This is a genomic window from Microlunatus kandeliicorticis (assembly GCF_014137855.1).
In the GTDB taxonomy this organism is placed as follows: Bacteria; Actinomycetota; Actinomycetes; order Propionibacteriales; family Propionibacteriaceae; genus Microlunatus; species Microlunatus kandeliicorticis.
The window spans coordinates 361,780-386,497 of sequence record NZ_JACGWT010000001.1 but is presented as its reverse complement, the minus strand read 5'-3'; the positions used below and the strand labels follow the sequence as shown (position 1 = coordinate 386,497).

The 24,718-nt window shown below is 73.6% G+C and carries 22 protein-coding genes; 8 read left to right on the top strand and 14 right to left on the bottom strand.

Annotation, left to right across the window (positions count from 1 at the left end):
• Positions 1-36: 36 nt before the first annotated feature.
• Genes FHX74_RS01735 through FHX74_RS01725 form a run of 3 tightly spaced genes read right to left on the bottom strand, consistent with a single transcriptional unit; the run spans position 37 to position 3,106 of the window.
• The gene (locus FHX74_RS01735) at positions 37-1,197 is read right to left on the bottom strand and encodes an acetoin utilization protein AcuC (protein WP_328823563.1); all 1,161 of its coding nucleotides are present in this window, start codon (positions 1,195-1,197) and stop codon (positions 37-39) included.
• Positions 1,194-2,063, bottom strand: coding sequence for a pyrroline-5-carboxylate reductase (proC, locus tag FHX74_RS01730; RefSeq protein WP_328823562.1), 870 nt, complete (start codon positions 2,061-2,063; stop codon positions 1,194-1,196). The genes FHX74_RS01735 and proC overlap by 4 nt, the downstream gene beginning before the upstream one ends.
• Positions 2,060-3,106, bottom strand: coding sequence for an aspartate-semialdehyde dehydrogenase (locus FHX74_RS01725; protein ID WP_182558356.1), 1,047 nt, complete (start codon positions 3,104-3,106; stop codon positions 2,060-2,062). Before FHX74_RS01725 ends, proC begins: the two co-directional genes overlap by 4 nt.
• Before the next feature lie 72 nt (positions 3,107-3,178).
• Here FHX74_RS01725 and FHX74_RS01720 point away from each other — a divergent pair, with 72 nt between their 5' ends.
• Both FHX74_RS01720 and FHX74_RS01715 read left to right on the top strand, forming a co-directional pair.
• Positions 3,179-4,000 (top strand): CPBP family intramembrane glutamic endopeptidase, encoded by an 822-nt coding sequence (locus FHX74_RS01720; RefSeq protein WP_182558355.1) that lies wholly within the window; start codon positions 3,179-3,181, stop codon positions 3,998-4,000.
• Between the two features lie 59 nt (positions 4,001-4,059).
• Positions 4,060-4,965: a DMT family transporter gene (locus tag FHX74_RS01715; protein ID WP_182558354.1), complete on the top strand. Its 906-nt coding sequence runs from the start codon at positions 4,060-4,062 to the stop codon at positions 4,963-4,965.
• 25 nt (positions 4,966-4,990) lie between these two features.
• On the opposite strand, the gene FHX74_RS01710 is transcribed toward FHX74_RS01715, so the two are convergent.
• Positions 4,991-5,917, bottom strand: coding sequence for a proline dehydrogenase family protein (locus tag FHX74_RS01710; protein WP_220483471.1), 927 nt, complete (start codon positions 5,915-5,917; stop codon positions 4,991-4,993).
• Between the two features lie 55 nt (positions 5,918-5,972).
• Entirely contained in the window at positions 5,973-6,899 is a 927-nt protein-coding gene (locus FHX74_RS01705) for a sugar phosphate isomerase/epimerase family protein (protein ID WP_328823561.1), read from the bottom strand.
• A gap of 68 nt (positions 6,900-6,967) precedes the next feature.
• Here FHX74_RS01705 and FHX74_RS01700 point away from each other — a divergent pair, with 68 nt between their 5' ends.
• The 5 genes from FHX74_RS01700 to disA all read left to right on the top strand — a co-directional run bounded on the left by FHX74_RS01700 (position 6,968) and on the right by disA (position 12,681).
• Positions 6,968-7,735: a hypothetical protein gene (locus FHX74_RS01700; protein ID WP_182558352.1), complete on the top strand. Its 768-nt coding sequence runs from the start codon at positions 6,968-6,970 to the stop codon at positions 7,733-7,735.
• Positions 7,736-7,820: 85 nt separating this feature from the next.
• A complete protein-coding gene (locus FHX74_RS01695; RefSeq protein ID WP_182558351.1) occupies positions 7,821-8,483 on the top strand; it encodes a VOC family protein in 663 nt (220 codons plus the stop codon).
• Positions 8,484-8,504: 21 nt separating this feature from the next.
• On the top strand, positions 8,505-9,590 hold the full coding sequence (locus tag FHX74_RS01690; RefSeq protein WP_182558350.1) for a histidinol-phosphate transaminase: 1,086 nt from the start codon (positions 8,505-8,507) through the stop codon (positions 9,588-9,590).
• 186 nt (positions 9,591-9,776) lie between these two features.
• The gene (gene radA, locus FHX74_RS01685) at positions 9,777-11,240 is read left to right on the top strand and encodes a DNA repair protein RadA (protein ID WP_182558349.1); all 1,464 of its coding nucleotides are present in this window, start codon (positions 9,777-9,779) and stop codon (positions 11,238-11,240) included.
• Positions 11,241-11,622: 382 nt separating this feature from the next.
• Entirely contained in the window at positions 11,623-12,681 is a 1,059-nt protein-coding gene (gene disA, locus FHX74_RS01680) for a DNA integrity scanning diadenylate cyclase DisA (protein ID WP_182558348.1), read from the top strand.
• Between the two features lie 305 nt (positions 12,682-12,986).
• On the opposite strand, the gene FHX74_RS01675 is transcribed toward disA, so the two are convergent.
• Complete coding sequence (locus tag FHX74_RS01675; RefSeq protein WP_182558347.1) at positions 12,987-13,781, bottom strand: hypothetical protein; 795 nt, start codon at positions 13,779-13,781, stop codon at positions 12,987-12,989.
• A 102-nt stretch (positions 13,782-13,883) separates the two neighbouring features.
• Here FHX74_RS01675 and FHX74_RS01670 point away from each other — a divergent pair, with 102 nt between their 5' ends.
• Positions 13,884-14,759 (top strand): HhH-GPD family protein, encoded by an 876-nt coding sequence (locus FHX74_RS01670; protein WP_328823560.1) that lies wholly within the window; start codon positions 13,884-13,886, stop codon positions 14,757-14,759.
• A 176-nt stretch (positions 14,760-14,935) separates the two neighbouring features.
• Here FHX74_RS01670 and FHX74_RS01665 read toward each other — a convergent pair whose 3' ends face one another.
• From FHX74_RS01665 to FHX74_RS01630, 8 genes are all read right to left on the bottom strand, one after another.
• Positions 14,936-15,436 (bottom strand): DoxX family protein, encoded by a 501-nt coding sequence (locus tag FHX74_RS01665; protein ID WP_182558346.1) that lies wholly within the window; start codon positions 15,434-15,436, stop codon positions 14,936-14,938.
• A gap of 130 nt (positions 15,437-15,566) precedes the next feature.
• The gene (locus FHX74_RS01660) at positions 15,567-16,445 is read right to left on the bottom strand and encodes an EamA family transporter (RefSeq protein WP_182558345.1); all 879 of its coding nucleotides are present in this window, start codon (positions 16,443-16,445) and stop codon (positions 15,567-15,569) included.
• A 57-nt stretch (positions 16,446-16,502) separates the two neighbouring features.
• Positions 16,503-17,417: a maleylpyruvate isomerase family mycothiol-dependent enzyme gene (locus FHX74_RS01655; protein ID WP_182558344.1), complete on the bottom strand. Its 915-nt coding sequence runs from the start codon at positions 17,415-17,417 to the stop codon at positions 16,503-16,505.
• 48 nt (positions 17,418-17,465) lie between these two features.
• Entirely contained in the window at positions 17,466-18,275 is an 810-nt protein-coding gene (locus FHX74_RS01650) for a maleylpyruvate isomerase N-terminal domain-containing protein (protein WP_182558343.1), read from the bottom strand.
• 113 nt (positions 18,276-18,388) lie between these two features.
• Positions 18,389-20,944, bottom strand: a complete 2,556-nt coding sequence (locus FHX74_RS01645; RefSeq protein WP_182558342.1) for an ATP-dependent Clp protease ATP-binding subunit — start codon at positions 20,942-20,944, stop codon at positions 18,389-18,391.
• 598 nt (positions 20,945-21,542) lie between these two features.
• Positions 21,543-21,887: a histone-like nucleoid-structuring protein Lsr2 gene (locus FHX74_RS01640; protein WP_182558341.1), complete on the bottom strand. Its 345-nt coding sequence runs from the start codon at positions 21,885-21,887 to the stop codon at positions 21,543-21,545.
• A gap of 70 nt (positions 21,888-21,957) precedes the next feature.
• Positions 21,958-22,917, bottom strand: coding sequence for a carboxylating nicotinate-nucleotide diphosphorylase (gene nadC / locus FHX74_RS01635; protein WP_182558340.1), 960 nt, complete (start codon positions 22,915-22,917; stop codon positions 21,958-21,960).
• Between the two features lie 72 nt (positions 22,918-22,989).
• Positions 22,990-24,678, bottom strand: a complete 1,689-nt coding sequence (locus FHX74_RS01630) for an L-aspartate oxidase (protein ID WP_328823559.1) — start codon at positions 24,676-24,678, stop codon at positions 22,990-22,992.
• Between the last annotated feature and the right edge of the window lie 40 nt (positions 24,679-24,718).

Here is a 24,718-nt window from a genome sequence, read left to right as displayed (position 1 = left end):
ACGAGCCGGCGGGCGTGGCGGCAGCACCGGACCGGCTCAGAGGCCCGGGTCGAGCCCCAGCTCCGGGAACACCGCCCGCCGGGTGGCGAGGATCGCCTGGTCGAGCCGGCTGGCCGGGTCGAAGCCCGCGGTGATCGGGGTGTAACCGACGTCGACGCCGTCGCCCATCGCCCGTGGCGCCCGCTCCCCCACCGCGTCGCGCCAGCTCTGCGGGATCGGGGTGGACACCTCGACCGGCTGCCGCGCGGCGATCGCCATCAGGTGCGCCCAGGCCCGCGGCACCACGTCGACCACGGCGTACCCGCCGCCCCCGGTGGCCACCCAGCGGCCCTCGCACAGCTCGTCGGCCAGCTCCGACAGCCGCAGGTAGGAGGCGCGCTGCCCGTCCACGGTCAGCTCGAGGTCGGCCAGCGGGTCGTGCCGGTGGCTGTCGCAGCCGTGCTGGGTGATCAGCACCTGCGGCGCGAACGCCGCCAGCGCCTCGGGCACCACCGCCTCGAACGCACGCAGCCAGCCCGCGTCGTTGGTGTGCGGCGGCAGCGCGAGGTTGACCGCCGACCCCGGCGCGTTCGGGCCGCCGGTCTCGGTCGGGAAACCGGTGCCCGGGAACAGCACCTGCGGGGTCTCGTGCAGGCTGACGGTCAGCACCCGCGGGTCGTCGTAGAAGATCGCCTGGACGCCGTCGCCGTGGTGGACGTCGACGTCGACGTAGGCCACCCGCTCGCAGCCCTGGTCGAGCAGCCAGCGGATCGCCGCGGCCCCGTCGTTGTAGATGCAGAAGCCGCTGGCCCGGTCGGGCATGGCGTGGTGCAGCCCGCCGCTGATGTTGACCGCCCGGTCGACCTCGCCGGTCCAGACCGCGCGGGCCGCGGCCACCGTCGCCGTGAGCACCCGCGCGCTCACCTCGTGCATCCCCGGACGGACCGGGTTGTCGGTGGTGCCGAGGCCGTGGCGCGGGTCGCTGACCGCGAGCCGGACCGCATCGATGTAGTCGTCGGTGTGGACGCTGCGGACCAGCTCGAGGTCGGCGGGCGGGGGCTCGACCACCTCCATCGCGTCGAGCACCCCGAGGCTGCGGGCCAGCTCGACCGCGTGCCGGACCCGGCCGGGCGCCATCGGGTGGTCCTCTCCGAAGTCGTAGCGGGTCAGCTCGTCGGAGTGCAGCAGCCGCGTCCGCCCGGCCGGTGCCGGGGTCACCGGACGCTCCCCGTACCGGCCTCGCGGGCCGCCTGGGCGAGCGCCCGGCTGCGGTCGCGGGCGTCCTCGATCGCCCCGAGGAAGGCGGCGCGCACCTTGTGGTCCTCGAGGGTCCGGATCGCGGCCGCGGTGGTGCCGCCCGGTGAGGTGACCTGCTCGCGGAGCACCGTCGGGTGCTCGCCGGTCTCGAGCAGCAGCTTGGCCGAGCCGTACATGGTCTGGCCGACCAGCTGGGTGGCGACGTCGCGCGGCAGCCCGAGGTGGACACCGGCCTCGATCATCGCCTCGACCACGAAGAACAGGTACGCCGGCCCGGTGCCGGAGATCGCGGTGACCGCGTCGAGGTAGCGCTCGGGCAGGCTCAGCACCCGACCGGTCCCGGCCAGGATCGAGGCGACCCGCTCGACGTGGTCGGCGTCGGCGTGCGCGCCCGGCGAGATCGCCGCCATGCCCTCGTCGACCTGGGCCGGGGTGTTCGGCATCACCCGGACCACCGGGGTGCCGGCGGGCAGATGGGCCTCGATGACGTCGGTGGCCACGCCGGCCGCCAGCGAGGCGACCAGGGTGCCCGGCCGGAGCGCCGGGGCGATCTCGTCGAGCAGCGCGGTCATGTCCTGCGGCTTGACCACCACGACGACGGTGTCGGCGCCGGCGGCGGCCTCGGTGTTGCCGGTGGTGGCGATGCCGTAGCGCTCGGTGAGCTCGGTGCACCGCTCGGGACGGCGGTCGGTGGCCACGATCCGGCCCGGGTCCCAGCCCGCCCGGATCAGCCCGGACAGCACGGTCTCCCCCATCACCCCGGCCCCCAGGACGGCCAGCCGGGTCGGGCGCTCGGTGCCGGTCGCGTCCTCCTGCCGGGCGGTCACCGGTCGGCGCCGACCCGGCCGGTGAGCCGGTCGGCGACCAGTTCGGCGATCTGCACCGCGTTGAGCGCGGCACCCTTGCGCAGGTTGTCGTTGGAGACGAAGAGGATCAGCCCCTTGCCCTCGGGCGCGGAGCGGTCGGCGCGGATCCGGCCGACGTAGGACGGGTCGCGGCCGGCGGCGTCGAGCGGGGTGGGGACGTCGAGCAGCTCGACCCCCGGCGCCCGGCCGAGCAGCTCGGTGGCCCGCTCCGGGCTGAGGTCGCGGTCGAACTCGGCGTGGATGGCCAGCGAGTGCCCGGTGTAGACCGGCACCCGGACGCAGGTCCCGGCCACCCGCAGGTCGGGCAGGTGCAGGATCTTGCGCGACTCGTTGCGGAGCTTCTGCTCCTCGTCGGTCTCGGCCCAACCGTCCTCGACGATCGAGCCGGCTAGCGGGAGCACGTTGTAGGCGATGGTCTTGGCGTACTGCTGGGGGTCGGGGAAGCCCACCGCGCGACCGTCGAAGGCGAGCCCGCTGGCGTCGCCGACCGCGGCCTGCCGCTGCAGCTCGGCGACCCCGGCGCCGCCGGACCCGGAGACCGCCTGGTAGGTCGCGACCTGCAGCCGGACCAGGCCGGACTCGGCGTGCAGCGGCGCGAGCACCGGCATCGCGGCCATCGTGGTGCAGTTGGGGTTGGCGATGATCCCCTTCGGCGGGTCGACGGTGTCCTCGGGGTTGACCTCACTGACCACCAGCGGGACGTCCGGGTCCATCCGCCAGGCGGAGGAGTTGTCGATCACCACCGCGCCGGCCGCGGCGACCCGCGGCGCGGTCGCCTTCGAGGCGTACTTGCCGTTCGAGAACAGCGCCAGGTCGAGCCCGGCGAAGTCGGCGGTCTCGGTGTCCTCGACGGTCACCTCGCCGTCCTGCCACGGCAGGGTGCTGCCCGCGGACCGGGCGGAGGCGAAGTAGCGGATCTCGGTGACGGGGAACGACCGCTCGGCGAGCAGCGTGCGCATCACGCCGCCGACCTGCCCGGTCGCCCCGAAGACTCCTACGCGCATGGACCCGAGCCTAGGCCCGGCGCGGAGCCGGACCGAGCCCGTTCCACCGGCCGGGTCGGGCAGACTGAGGCCGTGAGGACGGCCCGCACCCCCGGACAGCTCCGGGCCGAGGTGCTGATCGTGCTCGGCGTCTCGCTCGGCCAGTCGGCGGTCTACTCGCTGCTCGCGCTGATCGACAAGCTCACCCAGCGGCAGGCGTTGTCGGCGCAGACCACGACGATGAACTCGTCGGTCACCCCCGACCGGCCGTGGCTCGACCTCAGCTACCAGCTGGTCAACATCGCCTTCCCGCTGGTGCCCGTGGTACTGGCCTTCTATCTGCTGAGCCTCGACCGGTCCGTCGGGTCCGCCCGGTCGGGACCGGCGTCCGGGCTCGGCACCGGCTTCCTGCCGCGGACGAGCCGGCCGTGGCGGCTGATCGGCTTCGACCTGCGCCGGCCGCTGCCCGACCTGGTGGCCGGTCTGCTCATCGCGGTCGGGATCGGCATCCCCGGGCTCGGGCTCTACCTGGGCGCCCGCGCTCTCGGGCTCAACACCACCGTGGCGGCCTCGGCGCTGACCGACCACTGGTGGACGGTGCCGGTGCTGGTCCTGGCCGCCGCCGAGAACGCGGTGCTCGAGGAGACGATCATGCTCGGCTTCCTCTTCACCCGGTTCCGCCAGCTGGGCTGGCGGATCGGCGTGATCATCGCGGTCAGCGCGACCATCCGCGGCAGCTACCACCTCTACCAGGGCTTCGGCGGCTTCGTCGGCAACCTGATCATGGGCGTGATCTTCGGCTTCCTCTACACCCGGTTCCGCCGGGTGATGCCGATGGTGGTCACCCACACGCTGCTCGACGTGACCGCGTTCGTCGGGTACGCCCTGGTCGCGCCGTACGTCTCGTGGTTGTGAGGCCGCGCCCTCCCGCCCGGACGAGGGTGCGGGCGACGGTCTGGAACCGGGGCGGCTGAGTGCCGGCGCTGGCGATCGTGCTGGTGCTGGCCGGCGCCTGCACGCACGCGATCTGGAACCTGGCCGCCAAGGGCGGCGCGCACGGCGGCCCGGTGTTCGTCTGGCTCACCGCGGTGGTCTCGGTGCTGGCGCTGACCCCGTTCGCGGTGGTGCTGCTGGCCCGGGACCCGGTCTCCCCGGCGGTGTTCGTGCTGGCCGGGGTGGTGAGCGGGCTGTGTCACGCGACCTACTTCACGGTGCTGCAGGCCGGCTACCGGGCCGGCGACGTCTCGATCGTCTACCCGCTGGCCCGCGGGAGCGGCCCGCTGCTCACCGTGGTGGTGGCCGTGGTGGGGCTCGGCGAGCGGCCCGGCTGGCTCGGGCTGGTGGGGGCCGCGGTGCTGATCGGCGGCGTGCTGGTGATCTCGCTGGCCGGCAGCCGCGGCGCCTCGGTGTCCCCCGCCGCCGTCGGGTTCGGGCTCGGCACCGGGGTGGCCATCGCCGCCTACACGCTGTGGGACTCGCACGCGGTGGCGCCGACCCGCGCAGTCGGGTCCGGTGCGGTCGGCGGCCTCGGGCTCGACCCGGTGGTGCAGATGTGGGGCTCGTGCCTGGCGCTCACCCTGGTGCTGACCCCGTTCGCGCTCCGGCAGGCGCGGCGCTCGAGCGCCGACCGGGTCCCGGCGATCTGGACGACGCACCGCCGGGCGGTGCTGCTGGTCGGCGTCGGGTCGCCGCTGGCCTACGTGCTGATCCTCTACGCCACCCGGCTGGCCCCGGTCGCGCTGGTCGCCCCGGGCCGCGAGGTCAGCGTGGTGCTGGTCGCGCTGGCCGGCTGGCTGTGGTTGCGCGAACCGAACCCGCGACCGCGGCTGGTCGGGGCCGCGGTGGTGCTGGTCGGGATCGTGCTGCTCGCCCTCGCCTGAGCCGGTCGAGCCGCACTGGGCCTGCTCAGCGACGTCCGACCAGGCTGCGGGCGAAGAAGGCCAGGTTGGCGGGCCGCTCGGCCAGGCGGCGGACCAGGTAGCCGTACCAGTCGTCGCCGTAGGGCAGGTAGATCCGGACGGTGTGGCCGAGCCGGGCCAGCCGCACCTGCTCGGCCGGACGGACGCCGTAGAGCATCTGGAACTCGTAGCTGTCCCGGCTCCGACCGGCCCGGGTCACCAGGTCCGCGGCGATGGCGATCAACCGCGGGTCGTGGCTGGCCACCATCGGGTAGCCGGGGCCGTCGATCAGCACCCGCAGGCACCGGACGTAGGACAGGTCGACGGCGTGCGGATCGCTGAAGGCGACCGATTCGTGCTCCTGGTAGGCGCCCTTGCAGAGCCGGACCCGCGACCCGGCGACCGCGAGCGCCGCGCAGTCCTCCTCGGTGCGCCGCAGGTAGGCCTGGAGCACCGCGCCGGTGTCGGGGAAGTCGCGCCGGAGCTCGGCGAGCACGCCGAGGGTCGAGTCGGTGGTGGTGTGGTCCTCGGCGTCGAGGGTGACGGTGGTGCCCGCGTTGGCGGCCGCCTGGCAGATGGTCCGCGCGTTCTCCAGCGCGAGGTCCTCGCCGCCCTGCGGCAGGTACTGGCCGAGCGCGGACAGCTTGACCGAGACCTCGGCCCGGTCCGACAGCCCGGCGGTGTGCAGGGCGCCGAGCAGCTCGACGTAGGCGACGGCGACCCGGGCGGCCTGGCCGCGGTCGGTGGTGTCCTCGCCGAGGTGGTCGATGGTCACCCGCAGGTCGTCGGCGGCCAGCGCCCGGGTGGCCTCGACGGCGTCGGCGGTGCTGTCGCCGGCCACGAACCGGGTCACCACGCCGCGGGTCACCGGCGCCCGGGTCACCACGTTCTTGATCGTCGAGCTCCGGGACATGCCGAGCAGGGCACCGCGCATCACGTTCCTCACGCTACCCCCGGTCCGGAGCGGCACCGCGGGCGTGCGGCCGGCCTCAGCCGGTGCCGACCGCGCTCGCCGTGCCGGTGGAATCGACCGCGTAATCGCTGTGCACCGGGCTGGCCAGGTGCAGCCGGGTGAAGGCCAGCGCCTCGGCCAGCTGCTCCTCGCGGCGGGCCCGCGACTCGGCCTTGCGCGAGTTCACCTCGAGCACGACGTGTCCGGCGAAGTCGCTGCCGGCCAGGAACTCGAGCACTTCGCCGGCCTTCTGGTCGCCCTCGCCCGGGTTGAGGTGCTCGTCCTTGATCGACCCGGTGCCGTCGGTCAGGTGCAGGTGCCGCAGCCGCGACCCCCAGGACCGGGCCAGCTCGAGACTCTGCTGGTTGGCCGTCGAGGCGTGCGACAGGTCGAGCGTCAGGTGGTCGTAGTCGCGCTCGGTCGGGTCCCAGCCGGGCAGGTAGGCCTTGAACTCCCCGCCCGGGGTGCGCCAGGGGTACATGTTCTCGACGCTGATGAGGATCCCGGTCTCCTCGGTGAGCCGGCGGACGCCCTCGACGAAGCCGCGGGCGTACTCGCGCTGCCAGCGGAACGGCGGGTGCACGACCACGACGTCGGCGTCGAGCCGCTTGGCCGCCTCGGCCGACCGCCGGAGCTTCTCCCAGTGGTCGGTCCCCCAGACCCGCTGGGTGATCAGCAGGCAGGGTGCGTGCACCGACAGCACCGGCACGCCGTGGTAGTCGCGCAGCTTCTCGACGGCGTCGATGTCGGCGGCCACCGGGTCGATCCCGACCATCAGCTCGATGCCGTCGTAGCCGAGCCGGCGGGACAGCTCGAACGCGCTCGAGGTGGTCTCGGGATAGACCGAGGAGGTCGACAGCCCGATCCGGGCCGGCGACACCTTGATCACCGGCGGGTGCTCGGCCTCGGGCTCCTCGGCGTCCCCGGCGGAGGCCCCGGGGTCCTGGGCAGGCGGCATCGGCACCTCGCCAGCGTATCCCGCCGTCGGCCCGGTCGGCCGGTGCCGCGACGCCGGCTGCGTAGGGTGCACCCGTGCCCGAGGTGCTGCTCCCCTTCCCCCGCGCCTTCGCCGAGTTCGTCAACCCCGATGACGCCGACGAGGTGTTCCGCATCGACCTGACCTGGCTCACCTCGCGCTGGTCGTGCATCTTCGGCTCCGGCTGCCGCGGCATCTACGCCGACCGCCCCGACGACGGCTGCTGCACCCTCGGCGCGCACTTCGCCGACGCGGACGACGAGCGCCGGGTGGCGCAGGCGGTCAAGCAGCTGCCCGCCTCGCTGTGGCAGTACCGGGCCGAGGGCCGCCGGAACGGCTGGGTCGAGCTCGAGGACGAGGAGACCGTCACGCCGGGCGAGGAGCCGGCCCGCAAGACCCGGGTGGTCGACGGGGCCTGCATCTTCCTCAACCGGCCGGGGTTCGCGGCCGGCGAGGGCTGCGCGCTGCACACGCTCGCGCTGAGCCAGGGCCGCGACTTCGTCGAGACCAAGCCCGACGTCTGCTGGCAGCTGCCGATCCGGCGTCAGTTCCGCGAGGTCACCCGGACCGACCAGACCACCTACACCGAGGTGTCGATCGGCGAGTACACCCGCGAGGGCTGGGGCCCCGGCGGGCACGACCTGGACTGGTACTGCACGTCGAACACCGAGGCGCACCAGGGCCGCGAGCCGGTCTACCTGGCCAACCGGGCCGAGCTGGTCGCGCTGATGGGTGAGCGGGCCTACAAGACGGTGCGCAAGCTCTGCCGCGAGTTCGAGAGCCGCACGGGGAGCCTGCTGCGGCACCCGGCCGACCCCTCCTGAGGCGGGCGGCGTCCGTCCGGACGGCGGGTTCCAGCCCGCGGACCCCGATTCCGTGAGCGGCGGACCGCTCGGGCACGATGCTCCCATGCGCTTCGACCACCTCTCCTACGCGGCCGGCCCGGACGGGCTGGCCGCGACGGCGGAGCGACTGAGTGCGCAGCTCGGTGCCCCGTTCGTCGACGGCGGTTTCCACCCGCGGTTCGGCACCCGGAACCGGGTGCTGCCGCTGACCGGCGGTCACTACCTCGAGGTGGTCGAGGTGCTCGACCACCCGGCCGCGGACAAGATGGCCTTCGGCCAGGCGGTCCGCGAGCGCTCGCTCAAGGGTGGCGGCTGGCTCGGCTGGGTGGTCGCGGTCGACGACATCGCCCCGATCGAGCGGCGGCTCGAACGGCCGGCCCGCGCCGGCAACCGGCAGCTGCCCGACGGCACCCGGCTCGAGTGGCTGCAGATCGGGGTCAACGACCTGCGGTCCGACCCGCAGCTGCCCTTCTTCATCCAGTGGCTGAGCGAGCCAGCGCTGCACCCGTCGCGGGCCGGAGGCGCCGGCGAGAACGGCACCGGACCCAAGGTCCAGCTGCTCGGACTCGAGGTGGCCGGCGACCCCGACCGCATCGACGACTGGCTGGGCGGGCGCACCGACCCGGTGCTCAGCGACGTCCGGATCGACTGGATCGACACCGACGGGACCGAGCCCGGCATCGTCGCGGCCCACTTCGACACCCCCGACGGGACCGTCCGGATCTGATCCGGCCCCACCTCTCGCACCGTGCCGCTCCCGATCCGACCCGAGGTCGCCTCGCTGCCCGCCTACGTCCCCGGCCGCCCGGCCGGCGGTGCGGGCGGTGGTGCGGGCGGCCCGGCGTACAAGCTGTCGAGCAACGAGAACCCCTACCCGCCGCTGCCCGGAGTGCTCGAGGCGGTGACCGCGGCGTGCGCGCGGATGAACCGCTATCCCGACCTGGCCAACACCGAGGCCACCGAGGCGTTGGCCGGCCGGCTGGGGCTCGGCACCGACCGGGTCGCCCTGGGCACCGGGTCGGTGGCGGTGCTCTATCACCTGCTGCAGGCCGTCTCCGGGCCCGGGGACGAGGTCGTCCACGCCTGGCGGAGCTTCGAGGCCTACCCGATCGCCGTCCAGCTGACCGGCGCCACCGGCGTCCGGGTGCCGCTGACCGACGGGGCCCGGCACGACCTCGACGCGATGGCCGCCGCGATCACCGACCGCACCCGCGCGGTGCTGCTGTGCACGCCGAACAACCCGACCGGGCCGGCGCTGGACCACGACGCCGTGGCTGCGTTCGTGGCGCAGGTGCCCGAGGACGTCCTGGTCGTGGTCGACGAGGCCTACGTCGAGTTCAGCGACCGGCCCGGGGTCTGCCGCGGCCCGGAGCTGCTCGACCGGCCGAACGTGGTGGTGCTGCGGACGCTGTCCAAGGCCTACGGGCTGGCCGGGTTCCGGGTCGGCTACTGCCTCGGCGACCCGGAGCTGATCCGGGCGGTCCGGGCGGTCTCGCTGCCCTTCGGGGTCTCGATCCCGGCGCAGGCCGCGGTGGTCGCCTCGCTGGCGCACGAGACCGAGCTGCTCGACCGGGTGGCCGCGCTGGTGGCGGAGCGGACCCGGGTGGTCGACGGGCTCCGCGGGCTCGGCTGGGACGTCCCGGAGGCGCAGGGCAACTTCTTCTGGCTGCCGACGGCCGCCGGGACCGCCACCTGGAACGACCGCTTCGCCGCCGCCGGGCTGACCGTCCGTCCGTTCGCCGACGGGGGCCGCTGGGACGGCCTGCGGATCACCGTCGGCGAGACCGAGGCCAACGACCGCGTCCTCGAGGTCGCCGCGGCACACCCGCGGTGACCCGCGCGCTGAGCCCGTCGAAACGCGGCCCCCACGCCCGCTGAACCGGACCGCGCCCGCTGAGCCCGTCGAAACGCGGCCCCCACGACCACCGAGCCCGTCTCCCACGCGCGCTGAGCCCGTCGAAGCGCGGCCCCCGCGCCTGTCGCCACCGGACTGTCGGTGCCCACCCCTAGCGTGTCGGTCATGGCGAAGACCACCACCGGACGTCCCCGGAGCTCGTACGCGTGCACCGAGTGCGGCTGGACCACGATGCGCTGGGTCGGCCGCTGCGGCGAGTGCCAGACCTGGGGCAGCATCGCCGACGTCGGCGCCCCCAAGCTCCGCGAGGTCCGCACGTCCGCGCCCACCTCGCGCGCGGTCCCGATCGCCCAGGTGAACGCGCAGGACGCCGCCCGGGCCGCCACCGGGATCGGCGAGCTCGACCGGGTGCTCGGCGACGGCCTGGTGCCCGGGGCGGTGGTGCTGCTGGCCGGCGAGCCGGGCGTCGGGAAGTCGACCCTGTTGCTCGAGGTCGCCGCCCGCTGGGCCAAGGCCGGCCGGACCACGCTGTACGTGACCGGTGAGGAGTCCGCGGCCCAGGTCCGGCTGCGCGCCGGCCGCACGGACGCACTGGCCGACGACCTCTACCTGGCCGCCGAGACCGACCTCGGCACCGTACTCGGGCACATCGAGGAGGTCGGGCCGTCGCTGCTGGTGGTCGACTCGGTGCAGACCATCGGTGCGGCCGAGGCCGACGGCTCCCCCGGCGGGGTCAGCCAGGTCCGCGAGGTCACCGCCGCCCTGGTCCGGGTGGCCAAGCGGCGCGGGATGGCGGTGATGATCGTCGGACACGTGACCAAGGAGGGCTCGATCGCGGGTCCGCGGCTGCTCGAGCACCTGGTCGACGTGGTGCTCGCCTTCGAGGGCGACCGGCACTCGGGCTTCCGGATGGTGCGCGCGACCAAGAACCGGTTCGGCCCGGCCGACGAGGTCGGCTGCTTCGAGATGGCCGAGAACGGGATCGTCGAGGTCCCCGACCCGTCGGGGCTGTTCACCAGCCACCGGGAGACCCCGGAGCCGGGCACCTGTGTGACCGTGACCATGGAGGGCCGGCGACCGCTGCTGGCCGAGCTCCAGGCGCTGGTCGCGCCGTCGGCGCTCCAGGTGCCCCGGCGGACCATGCACGGCGTCGAGGCGGGCCGGATGGCCATGGTGCTCGCCGTGCTCGAGCGCCGGGCCCGGCACCGGCTCTACGACCGTGACGTCTACGTCTCCACGGTCGGCGGCGCGCGGGTGATCGACCCGGGCGCCGACCTGGCGGCGGCCGTCGCGGTCGCCTCGGCGGTCACCGACACCGGACTCCGCGGCGGGGTGATCGCCATCGGTGAGATCGGCCTGGCCGGCGAGCTCCGGCGGGTGCCGGGGACGGACCGCCGGCTGGCCGAGGCGGCGCGGCTGGGCTTCACCGAGGCGGTGGTGCCGGCCCAGGGCGTCGGCTCCGACCGCGAGCCGCGGCCGACCCGCGACGGTCGCCGCGAGGTCCGCTCGATCGGTGGTCTCCGGGTCCACAGCGCGGACACGCTGGCCGAGGCGCTCGCCGTGCTCGGCGTCCAGCGCGGCGGTCGCGGCGAGGCACGTGCCGACCGGTTGGCCGCCGTCCCCGACTGAGCCGCCGTCCGGCACCAGGCATCGGCTGGGTCGGACCGCGCCGGCCGCCGCGGCGCCGTCCGGGGCCGGCCCCGGACGGCGCCGATCCTCGACCCCAGCCTCAACGTGATGGCGGTCACCTGCGGGACGGCACGGACGGTCCCATGCGTGCTGACGCGTCCCATCGGCCCCAGCAGTGACAGCGTCCCGGGAGACCAGCGCGCTCGCTGGCACGGTTCTGGACGCCCTGCTCGTCTAGGCTGACGCCGTCCGGTGGCCGAACTTGGGGGTCCGGCCACCTCCCCGGACTGCCGCCGTCGACCTGGATCGACACCTCGAGCGGGGTCCGCGGCAGGGCTCCAGCAGCGCGATACGTGAACGCGCGTGACGATCGGGGGATGAGTTGGCGTTGGATCAGGTGCGGGGCTCGAGACTGCTGGACACCCTGGCGCTGATGGCTCCCGGGACCCCGCTGCGCGAGGGCTTCGAACGGATCCTCCGCGGCCGTACCGGGGCGCTGGTCGTCCTCGGCAACAACCGCGCGGTGCAGGAGATCTCCACCGGCGGGTTCGCCCTCGACGTCGCCTACACCCCGACCGCGCTGCGTGAGCTGGCCAAGATGGACGGCGCGATCCTGCTCAGCGACGACATCGCGCGGATCGTGGCGGCCGGGGTCCAGCTGATGCCGGACGCGGCCCTGCCGACCGTCGAGACCGGCACCCGGCACCGGACCGCCGACCGGACCTCGCGACAGACCGGGGTGCCGGTGGTGAGCGTGTCGGCGTCGATGTCGACCATCGCGCTGTTCCTGGACAGCGAGCGCCGGCTGGTGGAGAACTCCGAGCAGATCCTGTCGCGCGCCGACCAGGCACTGCAGACGCTCGAGCGCTACCGCAGCCGGCTGCAGGAGGTGACCCGGCGGCTCTCGGTGCTCGAGGTCGAGGATCAGGTCACCATCCGCGACCTGGCGATCGTGGCCCAGCGGCTGGAGATGGTCCGTCGGCTCGATCTCGAGCTGTCCGGGTACGTGGTCGAGCTCGGCACCGACGGACGGCTGCTCAGCCTGCAGCTGCACGAGCTGTCGGCCGGCACCGACGAGCTGCGCCAGCAGCTCGAACTCGACTACCGGCCCGCCGATCCGGACAGCGTGTTCAGCCTGAGCGGGCTGGAGGCCCTGAGCACCACCGAGCTGCTCGACCCGCACGCGGTCTCCCGGGCGCTCGGCTACGGCGCCGGGGAGCACCTCGACACCCGGATCGCCGCGCGCGGTTACCGCCAGCTGGCCCAGATCAACCGGCTGCCCGGCGCCTACAGCGCCCGGCTGATCGACCACTTCGGCAGCCTGCAGGCGGTCCTCGGCGCCAGCAGCGCCGAGCTCCAAGAGGTCGAGGGCGTCGGCGAGAGCCGGGCCCGGATCATCCGCGAGGGCCTGACCCGGCTGGCCGAGTCCGCCTACAGCTGACCGACCCACCGGCTGCTCGGCGCCGCCTCGCAGCGCCCTGAGCCCGTGGACCGTGCCCTGAGCGCGCGGGGACCGTGCCCTGAGCCTGTCGAAGGGCGAGCGGTCGGCGCTTCGACAGGCTCAGCGTGCGTGAAGTGGTGGCCTGAGCGTGGAGACCCGTGCCCTGAGCCTGTCGAAGGGCGAGCGGTCGGCGCTTCGACAGGCTCAACGCTTCGACAGGCTCAGCGTGCGTGAAAGCTGTGCCCTGAGCCTGTCGAAGGGCAGACGGTCGGCGCTTCGACGAACTCAGCGCGCGTGACGAGCCGTCAGGTGAGGATGAGCCTCGCCCGGTCGGAGGCGACCCCGGTGAAGCTGGCGGTGGCCCAGTAGTAACCGGCGCCCGGCGTCCCGGGTCGGGTCTTGCAGCCGGACGCGGACCGCTTGCCGTTCCATTCGACGGTCCAGTTCAGGCTCTGCTTCGGCGTCAGCTGGGCGAGCCGCTGGCCGACCAGGGTGCTGCAGTCGGCGGTGCTCCAGATCCGGTCGCTGCCGGACACGAGCTTGAGGCTGAAGTCGTTCGGGTTCACCGTCACCACGCAGGTGTTGCTGCCGGTGTTGGTCAGGCTGAGCTTGAAGCCGACCGACGAGGAGACCCCCGCCGTCCGGGGGCTGTCGACCGACAGGTCGAGGTCCGACGGGTCGCAGACCGTCAGCGTCTGCTGGGTCACTGCGGTGCTGGTGCTCTTGGTGCTCGGGCTGCTGGACGCCTTGCCGGCGGCCTTCGGCGAGCCGCTGGCCGAGGCGGAGGCGCTCGCGGAGCTGCTCGCCTTGCCGCTGGCCGACGCGCTCGGGGTGGCCTTGCCGCTGGCCGAGGCCGACGCGCTCGCCGACCCGCTGGGCGAGGGCGACGCGCTCGACGGTGACGCGCTCGGGGTCATCGGCGTGAGCGAGGGCAGCGGGTTGGGCGGCGCGGCCGGTGCCGGTTGCTGGCTCCCGTTGAGGTTGAACAGCACCAGCAACAGGATGATCATCAACACCAGGGCGCTGCCGATCACCACCGCGCGCCGGACCCAGTAGGTCTCCTGCGGCTCCGGACCGACCGGGTGCATCACACCGCTCATGACGTGAGGTTAAGCACGCTGTCCGCTCGCTGAGCGGTGCCACGCCGTCCCCAGCACGGGCTCAGCCGGCGTTCAAAACCGCGCCCTGCCTAGGCTTCCGGGGTGGACCGATCGACCGTGGTGCGCAGGGTCGTGCGCTGGTACGACCAGGAGGCGCGCGACCTGCCGTGGCGGCACCGCGACGCCACCCCGTGGATGATCATGGTCAGCGAGTTCATGCTCCAGCAGACGCCGGTCGAGCGGGTCCGCGGGCCGTGGGCGAGCTGGGTCGAGCGCTGGCCGACCCCCACCGCCCTGGCCGACGCCCCGGCGGGCGAGGCGGTGCGGGCGTGGGGTCGCCTGGGCTATCCGCGCCGGGCGCTCCGGCTGCACCAGGCCGCCACCGCCATCCGTGACCACCACGACGGCCAGGTCCCCCGTGGAATCGACGACCTCCTGGCGCTGCCCGGCGTCGGCAGCTACACCGCGGCGGCGATCGCCAGCTTCGCCTTCCGCCAACGCCACCTGGTGCTCGACACCAACGTCCGGCGGGTGCTGAGCCGGGTGGCGCAGGGGCGGGCGCACCCGGACCCGACGCCGACCCGGGCCGAGCGCGACCTGGCCGTCGAGTTCCTGCCGACCCGGCCGGAGCGGGCGGCGCGCTGGGCGGTCGCCTCGATGGAGCTCGGCGCGCTGGTCTGCACGGCCCGCTCGCCCCGGTGCGAGGCCTGCCCGGTGACCTCGGCCTGCGTCTGGTACGCCGAGGGCCGGCCCGCGTGGGACGGACCGCCACGACGCGGGCAGGGCTACGACGGCACCGACCGCCAGTGCCGCGGTGCCCTGCTCGCCGTGCTCCGGTCGAGCGACGAACCGGTCACCGACGCCGATCTCGAGGCCGCCTGGCCGGAGGCGTCCCAGCGTGACCGCTGTCTGGCCTCGCTGGTCGCCGACGGCCTGGTCGTCCCCGCCGGCGACGCCCTCTGGTCCCTCCCCCGCTGACCCCGCCCGGACGTACGAACGGGGCGGATCCGACCGCGTAGTCGCGGCGGATCCGCCCCGTTGCTCCGTGCGATCGGGTCAGCGCGCGCGGACCACGCAGAAGGACCGCGGAACGGGGGTCCGTTCCGCGGTCCTCAGGAGGCCGTGCTGCCCATCGGCGACGACGGGCACCTCGGTCAGTAGGCCGGCTCGAGCTCCGGGGCGTCGACCCGGTCCTGGACACGGGCCCGGCGACGTCCGGCGTAGGCACCGTCGATGCCGAAGCGGCCACCGCCGGTGCAGACCAGCATCAGCGCGACCGCACCGAGCACGAGGACGAGCTCGTAGCCGCCCCCGGCGGCGAAGAAACCCTTGCTGTAGTGGACGAACCAGAACGCGCCGGCCATGTCGACCAGGAACAGCAGCCCGAGCACCCGGACCAGCAGGCCGATCATCAGGAACAGCCCGCCGACCATCTCCAGCGCGATCAGCAGGTAGGCGGCGACCTCGGGGTACGGGATCGCGAAGCCGGTGAGCATCTGGGTCACGGCGGCGACGCCCTGGTCGTTGAACTTCTGCCAGCCGTGCAGGATGAAGACGACGCCGACGGTCACCCGCAGGACGAGCAGACCGAGGTCGAGCAGCGCGGTGCGCCGGGCCACGGCCTTGCCGGTGGCCTGGTCGATGGTGGTGGCCATGAGGAAGTCCTTCCCGCCGTTCGGCGATACGGAATGGTCACCGACGTGCGTCGGGATGTCCCGATGCTGACACAGCCGACACCTGAGTCCCGGCTGCCACACCGGGCACGGCCGGGATGCGGCACCACGGTCAGCCGGGCAGCGGCTCGCTGGTCGGCGGGTGCTGCCGGGAGCTGCGGCTGGCCCCGATGCTCGCGGCCACCACGCAGGCGACCGCCAGCCACTGCGTCGGCCGGAGCAGCTCGCCGAGGACCACCAACGCCGCCAACGCCGCGGCGGCCGGTTCGAGGCTCATCAGGATGGCGAAGGTCCCGGCCCGGATCCGCCGCAGCGCGACCAGCTCGAGGCTGTACGGGATCACCGAGCTGAGCACCCCGACCGCGGCCCCGAGCAGCAGCACGGTCGGGTCCAGCAGCCGGCTGCCCGCGTCGAGCACGGCGGGCGGCGCGAGCACCACCGCCCCGAGCAGGCTGGCCACCGCAAGCCCGGAGATCCCCGGCCAGCGCCGCCCGGTCTGCGCACTGAGCAGGATGTAGCCGGCCCACGCCAGCCCGGCGAGCAGCGCCAGCGCGACGCCGGCCACCGTCAGGCCCTGCGGGGTGAAGCCGAGCAGCAGCACCCCACCCCCGGCCAGCGCCACCCACACCAGGTCGCGGGCCCGGCGCGAGGCGACGACCGCGAGCACCAGCGGGCCCAGGAACTCCAGCGTCACCGCGACCCCGAGCGGGATCCGCGCGAAGGCCTGGTAGATCGACCAGTTCATGGTGGTGAGCGCGACGCCGAAGCCGAGCACGACCAGCCAGTCGCGGCGGCTGTGCCCCCGCGGGTCCGGGCGCACCACGACCAGGAAGATCACCGCCGAGGTCAGCAACCGCAGCCAGACCATCGCGGTCGGCGGCACCAGCTCGAACAGGTGCTTGGCGATGGCGGCGCCCAGCTGGACGCTGACGATGCCGCCGGTCACCAGCCACGGCGCGGGCACCGCCCGGACCCGGTCGCGCCAGGTCATGACGTCCCCTCGCCCGGCACCCCGGAGCGCGACCTCACGACGCGATCGCGGAGCCGGTCACTGCCGGATGCCGTCGGCGAGCAGCCGCGCCAGCGCAGCGTGGACGTCCGGGTCGCCCTCGGCGACCACCGCGTCCCGCGCCGGGTCGACTGCACCCTCGACCGCACCCGCGACAGCACCCTCGCGACCCGCCCCCGAGGCCGGCTCGGCCCGGTGCCAGAACCAGCGGTCGAGTGCCTCGGCGGTGCCCGTCAGCGACGCCGTCGGCTGCTGCCAGGGCTCGGGCTCGCCCTCGATCTCGAGTGCCGCCAACCGTGGGCGTCGCTGGAAGCTGCCCTGCGGCCCGATCGCCAGACCGTCGCCCATCGCGACCGTCCAGCGGTCGCCGGTGTCGGTGGCCCGGAGCTCCATGACCAGCCCCGGAACCGGCATGAACGTCCAGCCCTCGGGGAGGTCGCCGTAGAGCACCCGGATCATCTCGTCGACGCCGTCGGCGGCCAGCGCGGGGTCGACCGGCGTGCGCAGACCCGCCGTCTGCTCGGCGTCGATCCGGTGGATGAGGATCTCGTGCGACTGGCGTCGTCGGACGAAGCCCGCGGTCTTCTCGGCGGCGAAGGTCCAGACCGGGGTCTCGGGCGGGGTCGCGGCGAGGGCGTCGACCAGCTCGTCGCTGGCTGCGGTGACCGCGGCCACCAGCTCGGACCAGACCGGCGGCGGGTCGGCGACCAGCTGGCTGCGTTCGGCGCGACCGGGGGTGCGGTCGCGGACCACGCCGGTCCAGAAGCGTTGCACGCCGAGGACGTGGGTGCCGAGGTCCCGCGCGGTCCAACCCGGGCAGCCGGGAACCGGTGCGTCCGGGTCGGCCTGCCCGAGCGCCTCGGCGAAGGCCCGGCACTCGCGGTCGAGCAGCGGCAGGTGGTCGAGGGCCCGTCCCGCCGAGGTCGCGTCGGACGGAGGGGTCGGAGCCGGCACGACCCCGACGCTACGCGAGCCCGGTCGCGGACCCGGTGCGGGTTCCGGTCACTGGATGCCGTCCTCGACCACCGCGCGGACGGCGGCCAGCACCGACGGATCGCCCTCGGTGGTGACCGGTCCGACCGTCGGCCGGTTCCACAGCCAGCAGTCGAGGTCGGCGGCCGTGCCGCGGACCACCACGGTGGGGACGGCGTCGGCCGCGGCGTGGTCGAAGCAGCGCCAGTCGATCGCCCGTCCGCTCGCGCTGGTCCCGACGGCCCGACCGACGGCCCGCACCCACCGCCCGCCGACGTCGTCGGCCACGAACCCGACGACGCCACCGGGCTCGGGCCGGAACTCGAGCCAGGCCTGCGGTTCGCCGTACATCACGTCGATCGCCTCGACCACCCCGTCCGCCGCGAATCGGCGGTCGACCGGCCGGCGGTCGACCCCGGCGGTCAGCTCGGCGTCGATGCGGTGCACGAGGGCCTCGTGCGCCTGCCGGCGGTAACTGAACGCGGCGGTCTGCTCGTCCGCCCAGCTCCACACCGGGGTCTCCGGTGGCGTCGTGCGGAGCGCCGACTGCAGCTGGTGCGTGGACGTCTCGAACAACGCGAGCAGGGTGTCGCGACCCTCCGGGCGCTCGGTGGTGACCGCCTCGGCCTGCTCGCCGGTCTGCAACCGCTCGCCCACCACCGTCGCCCAGAACCGCTGCACCTCGGCCAGGTGGAAGAGCAGGTCGTCGGTCGTCCAGCCCGGGCAGCTCGGCACGGGCGCGTCCGGAGCGGTGTCCCGGAGCACCTCGACGAAGCGGGCCGAGTCGGAGGCGAGGTGCGCGAGGTAGTCCTCGGGACCCGGCGGGGTGATGTCGCTCACGCGGGGCACGCTAGCGACTCCCGCCGACACTCCGCAGCCTCCGGCCCCGGACGGCGGAAGACCCCGCCCGGCGAGCCGGACGGGGTCTTGCCTGCGGTCGTGGGCGACCGGGGTCAGGCCTGGGCGGACCGGCCTTCGCCGCTGTCGCCCTCGCCGTCGCCGATCCCGTCGACGATTCCTTCGAACTCGACCGGCGGCGCGTCCGGAAGCTCCGAGCGCTTGTTGCCGGTGAAGGTGAACGGGAGCTCTGAACCCTCCGGAGCCACGTCGACCAGCACGATCTCGCCCGGGTGCAGCTCGGAGAAGAGGATCTTCTCGGCGAGCGTGTCCTCGATGTCGCGCTGCAGGGCACGACGGAGCGGACGGGCGCCGAGCACCGGGTCGAAGCCACGCTGGGCGACCAGGCTCTTGGCCGCCTGGGTCAGCTCGATCCCCATGTCCTTGTCCTTCAGCCGGCTCTCGATCTCGGCCACCATCAGGTCGACGATCCGCTCGATGTCGGCCTGGGTCAGCTGGCGGAAGACGACGATCTCGTCCACCCGGTTCAGGAACTCGGGACGGAAGTGCTGCTTGAGCTCGTCGGCGACCTTGGCCTTCATCCGGTCGTAGCTGCCCTCGGAGTCACCCTGCTGGCTGAAGCCGAGGCTGACGCTCTTGGCGATGTCGCGGGTACCGAGGTTGGTGGTCATGACGATCACGGTGTTCTTGAAGTCGACCACCCGGCCCTGGGCGTCGGTCAGACGACCCTCGTCCAGGATCTGCAGCAGCGAGTTGAAGATGTCCGGGTGCGCCTTCTCGACCTCGTCGAAGAGGACCACGCTGAACGGCTTGCGCCGCACCTTCTCGGTGAGCTGGCCGCCCTCCTCGTAGCCCACGTAGCCGGGAGGCGAACCGAACAGCCGGGACGCGGTGTGCTTCTCGGAGTACTCGCTCATGTCCAGGCTGATCATGGCGTCCTCGTCCCCGAACAGGAACTCGGTCAGCGCCTTGGTCAGCTCGGTCTTCCCGACGCCGGACGGGCCGGCGAAGATGAACGAGCCGCTCGGCCGCTTCGGGTCCTTCAGACCCGCACGGGTGCGGCGGATCGACCGGGACAGCGCCCGGACGGCGTCGTGCTGGCCGATGTAGCGCTTGCCCAGCTCCTCCTCCATCCGGAGCAGTCGCGCCGACTCCTCCTCGGTGAGCTTGAACACCGGGATGCCGGTGGCGGTGGAGAGCACCTCGGCGATGATCTCCTCGTCCACCTCGGCCACCGCGTCGAGGTCGCCGGACTTCCACTGCGCCTCGCGCTCGGCGCGCTTGGCCAGCAGCTTCTTCTCGTCGTCGCGGAGCCCCGCGGCGCGCTCGAAGTCCTGGGCGTCGATGGCCGCTTCCTTCTCCAGCCGGACGCTGGCCACCTTCTCGTCGAACTCGCGCAGGTCCGGCGGCGCGGTCATCCGGCGGATCCGGAGCCGGGCGCCGGCCTCGTCGATCAGGTCGATAGCCTTGTCGGGCAGGAACCGGTCGGAGATGTAGCGGTCGGCCATGGTGGCCGCCCCGACCAGCGCCTCGTCGGTGATGGTCACCCGGTGGTGGGCCTCGTAGCGGTCACGGAGACCGCGCAGGATGTCGATGGTCAGCGCGATCGACGGCTCGGCCACCTGGATCGGCTGGAACCGGCGCTCGAGCGCGGCGTCCTTCTCGACGTACTTGCGGTACTCGTCGAGGGTGGTCGCGCCGATGGTCTGCAGCTCGCCGCGGGCCAGCATCGGCTTGAGGATGCTGGCGGCGTCGATGGCGCCCTCGGCGGCCCCCGCACCGACCAGGGTGTGGATCTCGTCGATGAAGAGCACCACGTCGCCGCGGGTCTTGATCTCCTTGAGCACCTTGCGGAGCCGCTCCTCGAAGTCGCCGCGGTAGCGGCTGCCGGCGACCAACGCGCCGAGGTCGAGAGTGTAGATCTGCTTGTCGCGCAGCGTCTCGGGGACGTCGCCGCGGACGATCGCCTGGGCCAGGCCCTCGACCACCGCGGTCTTGCCGACGCCCGGGTCACCGATCAGCACCGGGTTGTTCTTGGTGCGTCGGCTGAGCACGGTCATCACGCGCTCGATCTCGGTCTCGCGCCCGATGACCGGGTCGAGCTTGTTCTCCCGCGCGGCCTGGGTGAGGTTGCGGCCGAACTGGTCGAGCACCATCGAGCTCGACGGGGCGTTGCCCTGCTCGGGCGCACCCGAGGTGGCCTGCTCCTTGCCCTGGAAGCCGCTGAGCAGCTGGAGGACCTGGTTGCGGACCCGGTTGAGGTCGGCGCCCAGCTTGACCAGCACCTGGGCGGCGACACCCTCGCCCTCGCGGATCAGGCCGAGCAGGATGTGCTCGGTCCCGATGTAGCTGTGGTTGATCTGGAGAGCCTCGCGGAGGCTCAGCTCGAGCACCTTCTTGGCGCGCGGCGTGAAGGGGATGTGGCCGGACGGGCTCTGCTGGCCGTGGCCGATGATCTCCTCGACCTTCTCGCGGACGGCCTCCAGCGAGATCCCGAGCGACTCGAGCGCCTTGGCGGCGACACCCTCGCCCTCGTGGATGAGCCCGAGCAGGATGTGCTCGGTCCCGATGTAGTTGTGGTTGAGCATGCGGGCCTCTTCCTGGGCCAGCACGACGACTCGACGGGCGCGATCGGTGAAACGCTCGAACATGGTGGTGATCTCCCTCGCGTGCGATGTCAGGGACACGGCCCCGGAGGGGCTGCGTACCTCGGGCTCAACTCTAGTCGCCCACCCGCGGACGACCGGGCGACCGGAACCACGCAGCGGGACCGCTCGGCGATCCCGGCGGTGAGCCCTTCCCTGCCGGCACCGGGTTCAGCGCCGCGCGGCGGTCGTTCATTCCCGCCGGTCGCGGGGCAGACGGATGAAGCCTCAATAGTTCCGACCGGAAATTACCGCGCTTACCGACGAGGCGAATCCTGAGGTCAGCCCGAGAATGGTGAAGCGGTGTTTTGCTCGCCCTCGAAATCCACTCGCCCGGCGACCGCAGGGCATTCGGCAGGAATACCGGCGTTGTAAAAGACGTATTCGCGTCATCGGACCCCGAACGCGACGATGGGTACCGATCACCTGGATCGGTACCCATCGACGGCGGGTGCAGAAGTCTCGGCCCAGAATCCGACACCTCACCCGGTGGTCGTCCGTGTCAGCGCGGGGTGAATACCCGCGCTCTGCGGTCGCCGGGGGGCTGGTGGTGGATGGTCATGCGTCCTCGGTGTTTCCCGGTGTCACCGGCGAGCGGCCGGATTCAGCCGTTCGCCCGGGCGTAGGCCTCGCGGACCTCCGCGGGGACCCGGCCGCGAGCCGAGACCTGCATGCCGTTCTCCTGAGCCCAGGCGCGGATCTCCGCCGAGCCGGCCCCGTTGGTGGCGGTCTTGGCCGCGGGGGCCGCGACGCCGTTCGTGCGTCGGCGGCGGCCGCCGACCTTGCGTGCGTTCGCCAGCCACGGCGCCAGGGCGTCGCGGAGCTGGTTGGCGTTCTTCTCCGAGAGGTCGATCTCGTAGTCGGCGCCGTCGAGACCGAAAGTCACGGTCTCGTCGGCTTCGCCGCCGTCGTAATCGTCTTCCAGGATGATCTGGACGCGTTGAGCCATCGGGCTTCCTCCTGCTGGAAAGTCCGTACCGATTGGCACGGATGAGCGAGACGCGCTCACCCTATCCGATTCACGCTGTGAGTGAGCGCAGATCCAAAGCGATATCCATGATCTTCGCAGAATGGGTAATGGCGCCGACGGCAATCAGCTGAACGCCACTCGACGCGACCTCGATCGCATTAGCGAGTCCCAGTCCGCCACTGGCTTCGAAAACGACCTGTTCGCGATGAGCGGACACGATCGCGGTCATCTGCTCGACCGACATGTTGTCGAGCAGGATCTCCCGGGCCCCGGCGGCGACCAGCGCGTCGACCTGCTCGGCGGTGGTCGCCTCCACCTGCACCGGCAGGTCCGGAAAGCGTTCCCGCACCGCGCGGTAGGCCGGCACCACGCCGCCGGCGGCGATCACGTGGTTGTCCTTGATCAACGCGGCATCGGACAGGGCCATCCGGTGATTCAGCCCGCCGGCCGCCCGGACGGCGTACTTCTGCAGCATCCGCAGGCCCGGCGTGGTCTTGCGCGAGTCGCGCACCCGGGCCCCGGTGCCGTCGAGGGCGTCCACCCAGGCGCGGGTCGCGGTGGCCACCCCGGAGACCAGGCTGACCAGGTTGAGCGCGGTCCGCTCGGCAGTCAGCAGGGCCCGAGTGTTGCCCTCCACGGTCATCAGCACGGTGCCGGTCTCCACCCGGGTGCCGTCGACCACGTGGGCGGTGATCCGGACCGGGCGGTCGCCGGCGCAGACCGCGAACACCAGTCCAGCCACCGCCAGTCCCGCCACGGTCCCGGGCTGCCGGGCGACCAGGTCACCGACGGCGGTGTCCTCGGCCGGGACCGTGGCCACCGAGGTGACGTCGACCCGCTCGCCGGTCAGGTCGGGGACGACGCCGCGGCCGCCGAGGTCCTCGTCGAGCGCCTCCTGGACGATCAGCTCGCAGGCGGCGACGTCGAGTCCGTCCGCCGTCAGCTGCGCGCGGACGTCGTCGACACCGGTCCAGGTGCTGCCGGTCGCGGGCACGGCCTGTTCGCTCACGTCACTCCTCCGCCGGGCGTGCCCGGGCGCTCTCTCGTCGGGACTGGATCGGGACTGGATCGGGTCGGGCGGTCAGCGGACGGGGCCGGGCAGCAACGGCTGCGGGGTACGCCGCCAGCCCTCGGCCGTCCGGTCGACCAGCAGGTGCTGCCGCCAGCGCTCGTCGGTCGCCGGGTGGTCGCGTCGACCGTGCGCACCGCGCGACTCCAGCCGGGCGTGCGCCGCGGTCAGGATCGCGGTGGCCACGGTGAGCAGGTTGCCGGCTTCCCAGGCTTCGAGCCCGGGAACGGCCCCCGGCCCGGCGTGGTGCTGCGCGGCGGCCGTGCGCAGCGCGACGACGCAGGCGGTCAGGCCGTCGGCGTCGCGGAGCGGGCCCGCCCACCGGCTCATCGCCTGCTGCAGCGGGGCGACCAGCGAGCGGTCGACCAGCCCGGGCGCCCGACCGTCCTCCGCGGTGGGGGCGGGCGCGGCCCCGGCCCGGCGGAGCGCGGCGGCGATCCGCCGGGCGAAGACGAGCCCCTCGAGCAGCGAGTTCGAGGCCAGCCGGTTGGCCCCGTGGACGCCGGTCCCGGCCACCTCCCCGCAGGCGTAGAGGTTGGCCAGCCCGGTGGCGCCGTCGAGGTCGACCGCGATGCCGCCGCAGAAGTAGTGGCTGGCCGGGGCGACCGGGATCGGGTCGGTGGCCGGGTTGATCCCCTGCCGCCGACAGCTCTGCCAGATCGTCGGGAACCGCACCCGCCAGGTCTCCTCGCCGAGCATCCGGCCGTCGAGGAAGACGTGGTCGGTGCCGGCCGCGGTCATCTCGGCCATCACGGCACGGGCCACGACGTCGCGCGGCGCGAGGTCGGCCAGCTCGTGCCGGTCGGCCATGAACGCCTCGCCCGCCGCGTTGAGCAGGCGCGCGCCCTCGCCGCGGACCGCCTCGCTGACCAGGGGCAGCTGACCGCGGGCGTCCGGACCGAGGTAGAGCACGGTCGGGTGGAACTGGATGAACTCGACGTCGCGGACGGCGGCGCCGGCGCGCAGCGCGGCGGCGACCCCGTCACCGGTGGAGACCGGCGGGTTGGTGCTGGCGGCGTAGATCTGGCCGATCCCGCCGGTGGCCAGCACCACCGCGCCCGCGGACACCGCTCCGGTGCCGGCCCGGCTGCCCGCGCCCATGACGTGCAGCACCACCCCGCCCACCCCGGCGGCGAACCCGCCGGCGGCCGGCAGCAGGTCGAGCACCAGCGCGTGCTCGATCACCTCGATCCGCGGATCGGCGCGGACCGCGGCGACCAGCGCCCGTTCGATCTCCGCGCCGGTGGCGTCGCCGCCCGCGTGCGCGATCCGGTTGTGCCGGTGGCCGCCCTCACGGGTCAGCAGCAGGTCGCCGGCGAGGTCGCGATCGAACCGGGCCCCGCGCTCGATCAGCTCGGCGACGGCGTCCGGGCCCTCGGAGACCAGCACCTCGACGGCCGCCGGCTCGCACAGGCCCGCCCCGGCGATCAGGGTGTCGCGGACGTGCTGGGCGACGCTGTCGCCGCGGTCGTGGACGAAGGCGATGCCTCCCTGTGCCCACGGCGTCGACCCGGTGGCCAGGACGTCCTTGGTCACCACGAGCACCCGTCCCAGGTCGGCCGACTCGAGGGCCACGGTGAGGCCGGCCACCCCGGAACCGACCACCACGACGTCCACCTCGCGGTGCCAGCCGGGTCCGTCCGAGGCGAGCCGGGCCGGGACGTCCGGGAGCTCGGGCAGCTCGGGCAGGGTCGGGGCCACTGGCGGCTCGGCCGGTGCGGGCGCGTCGCCCGTCCTCGCA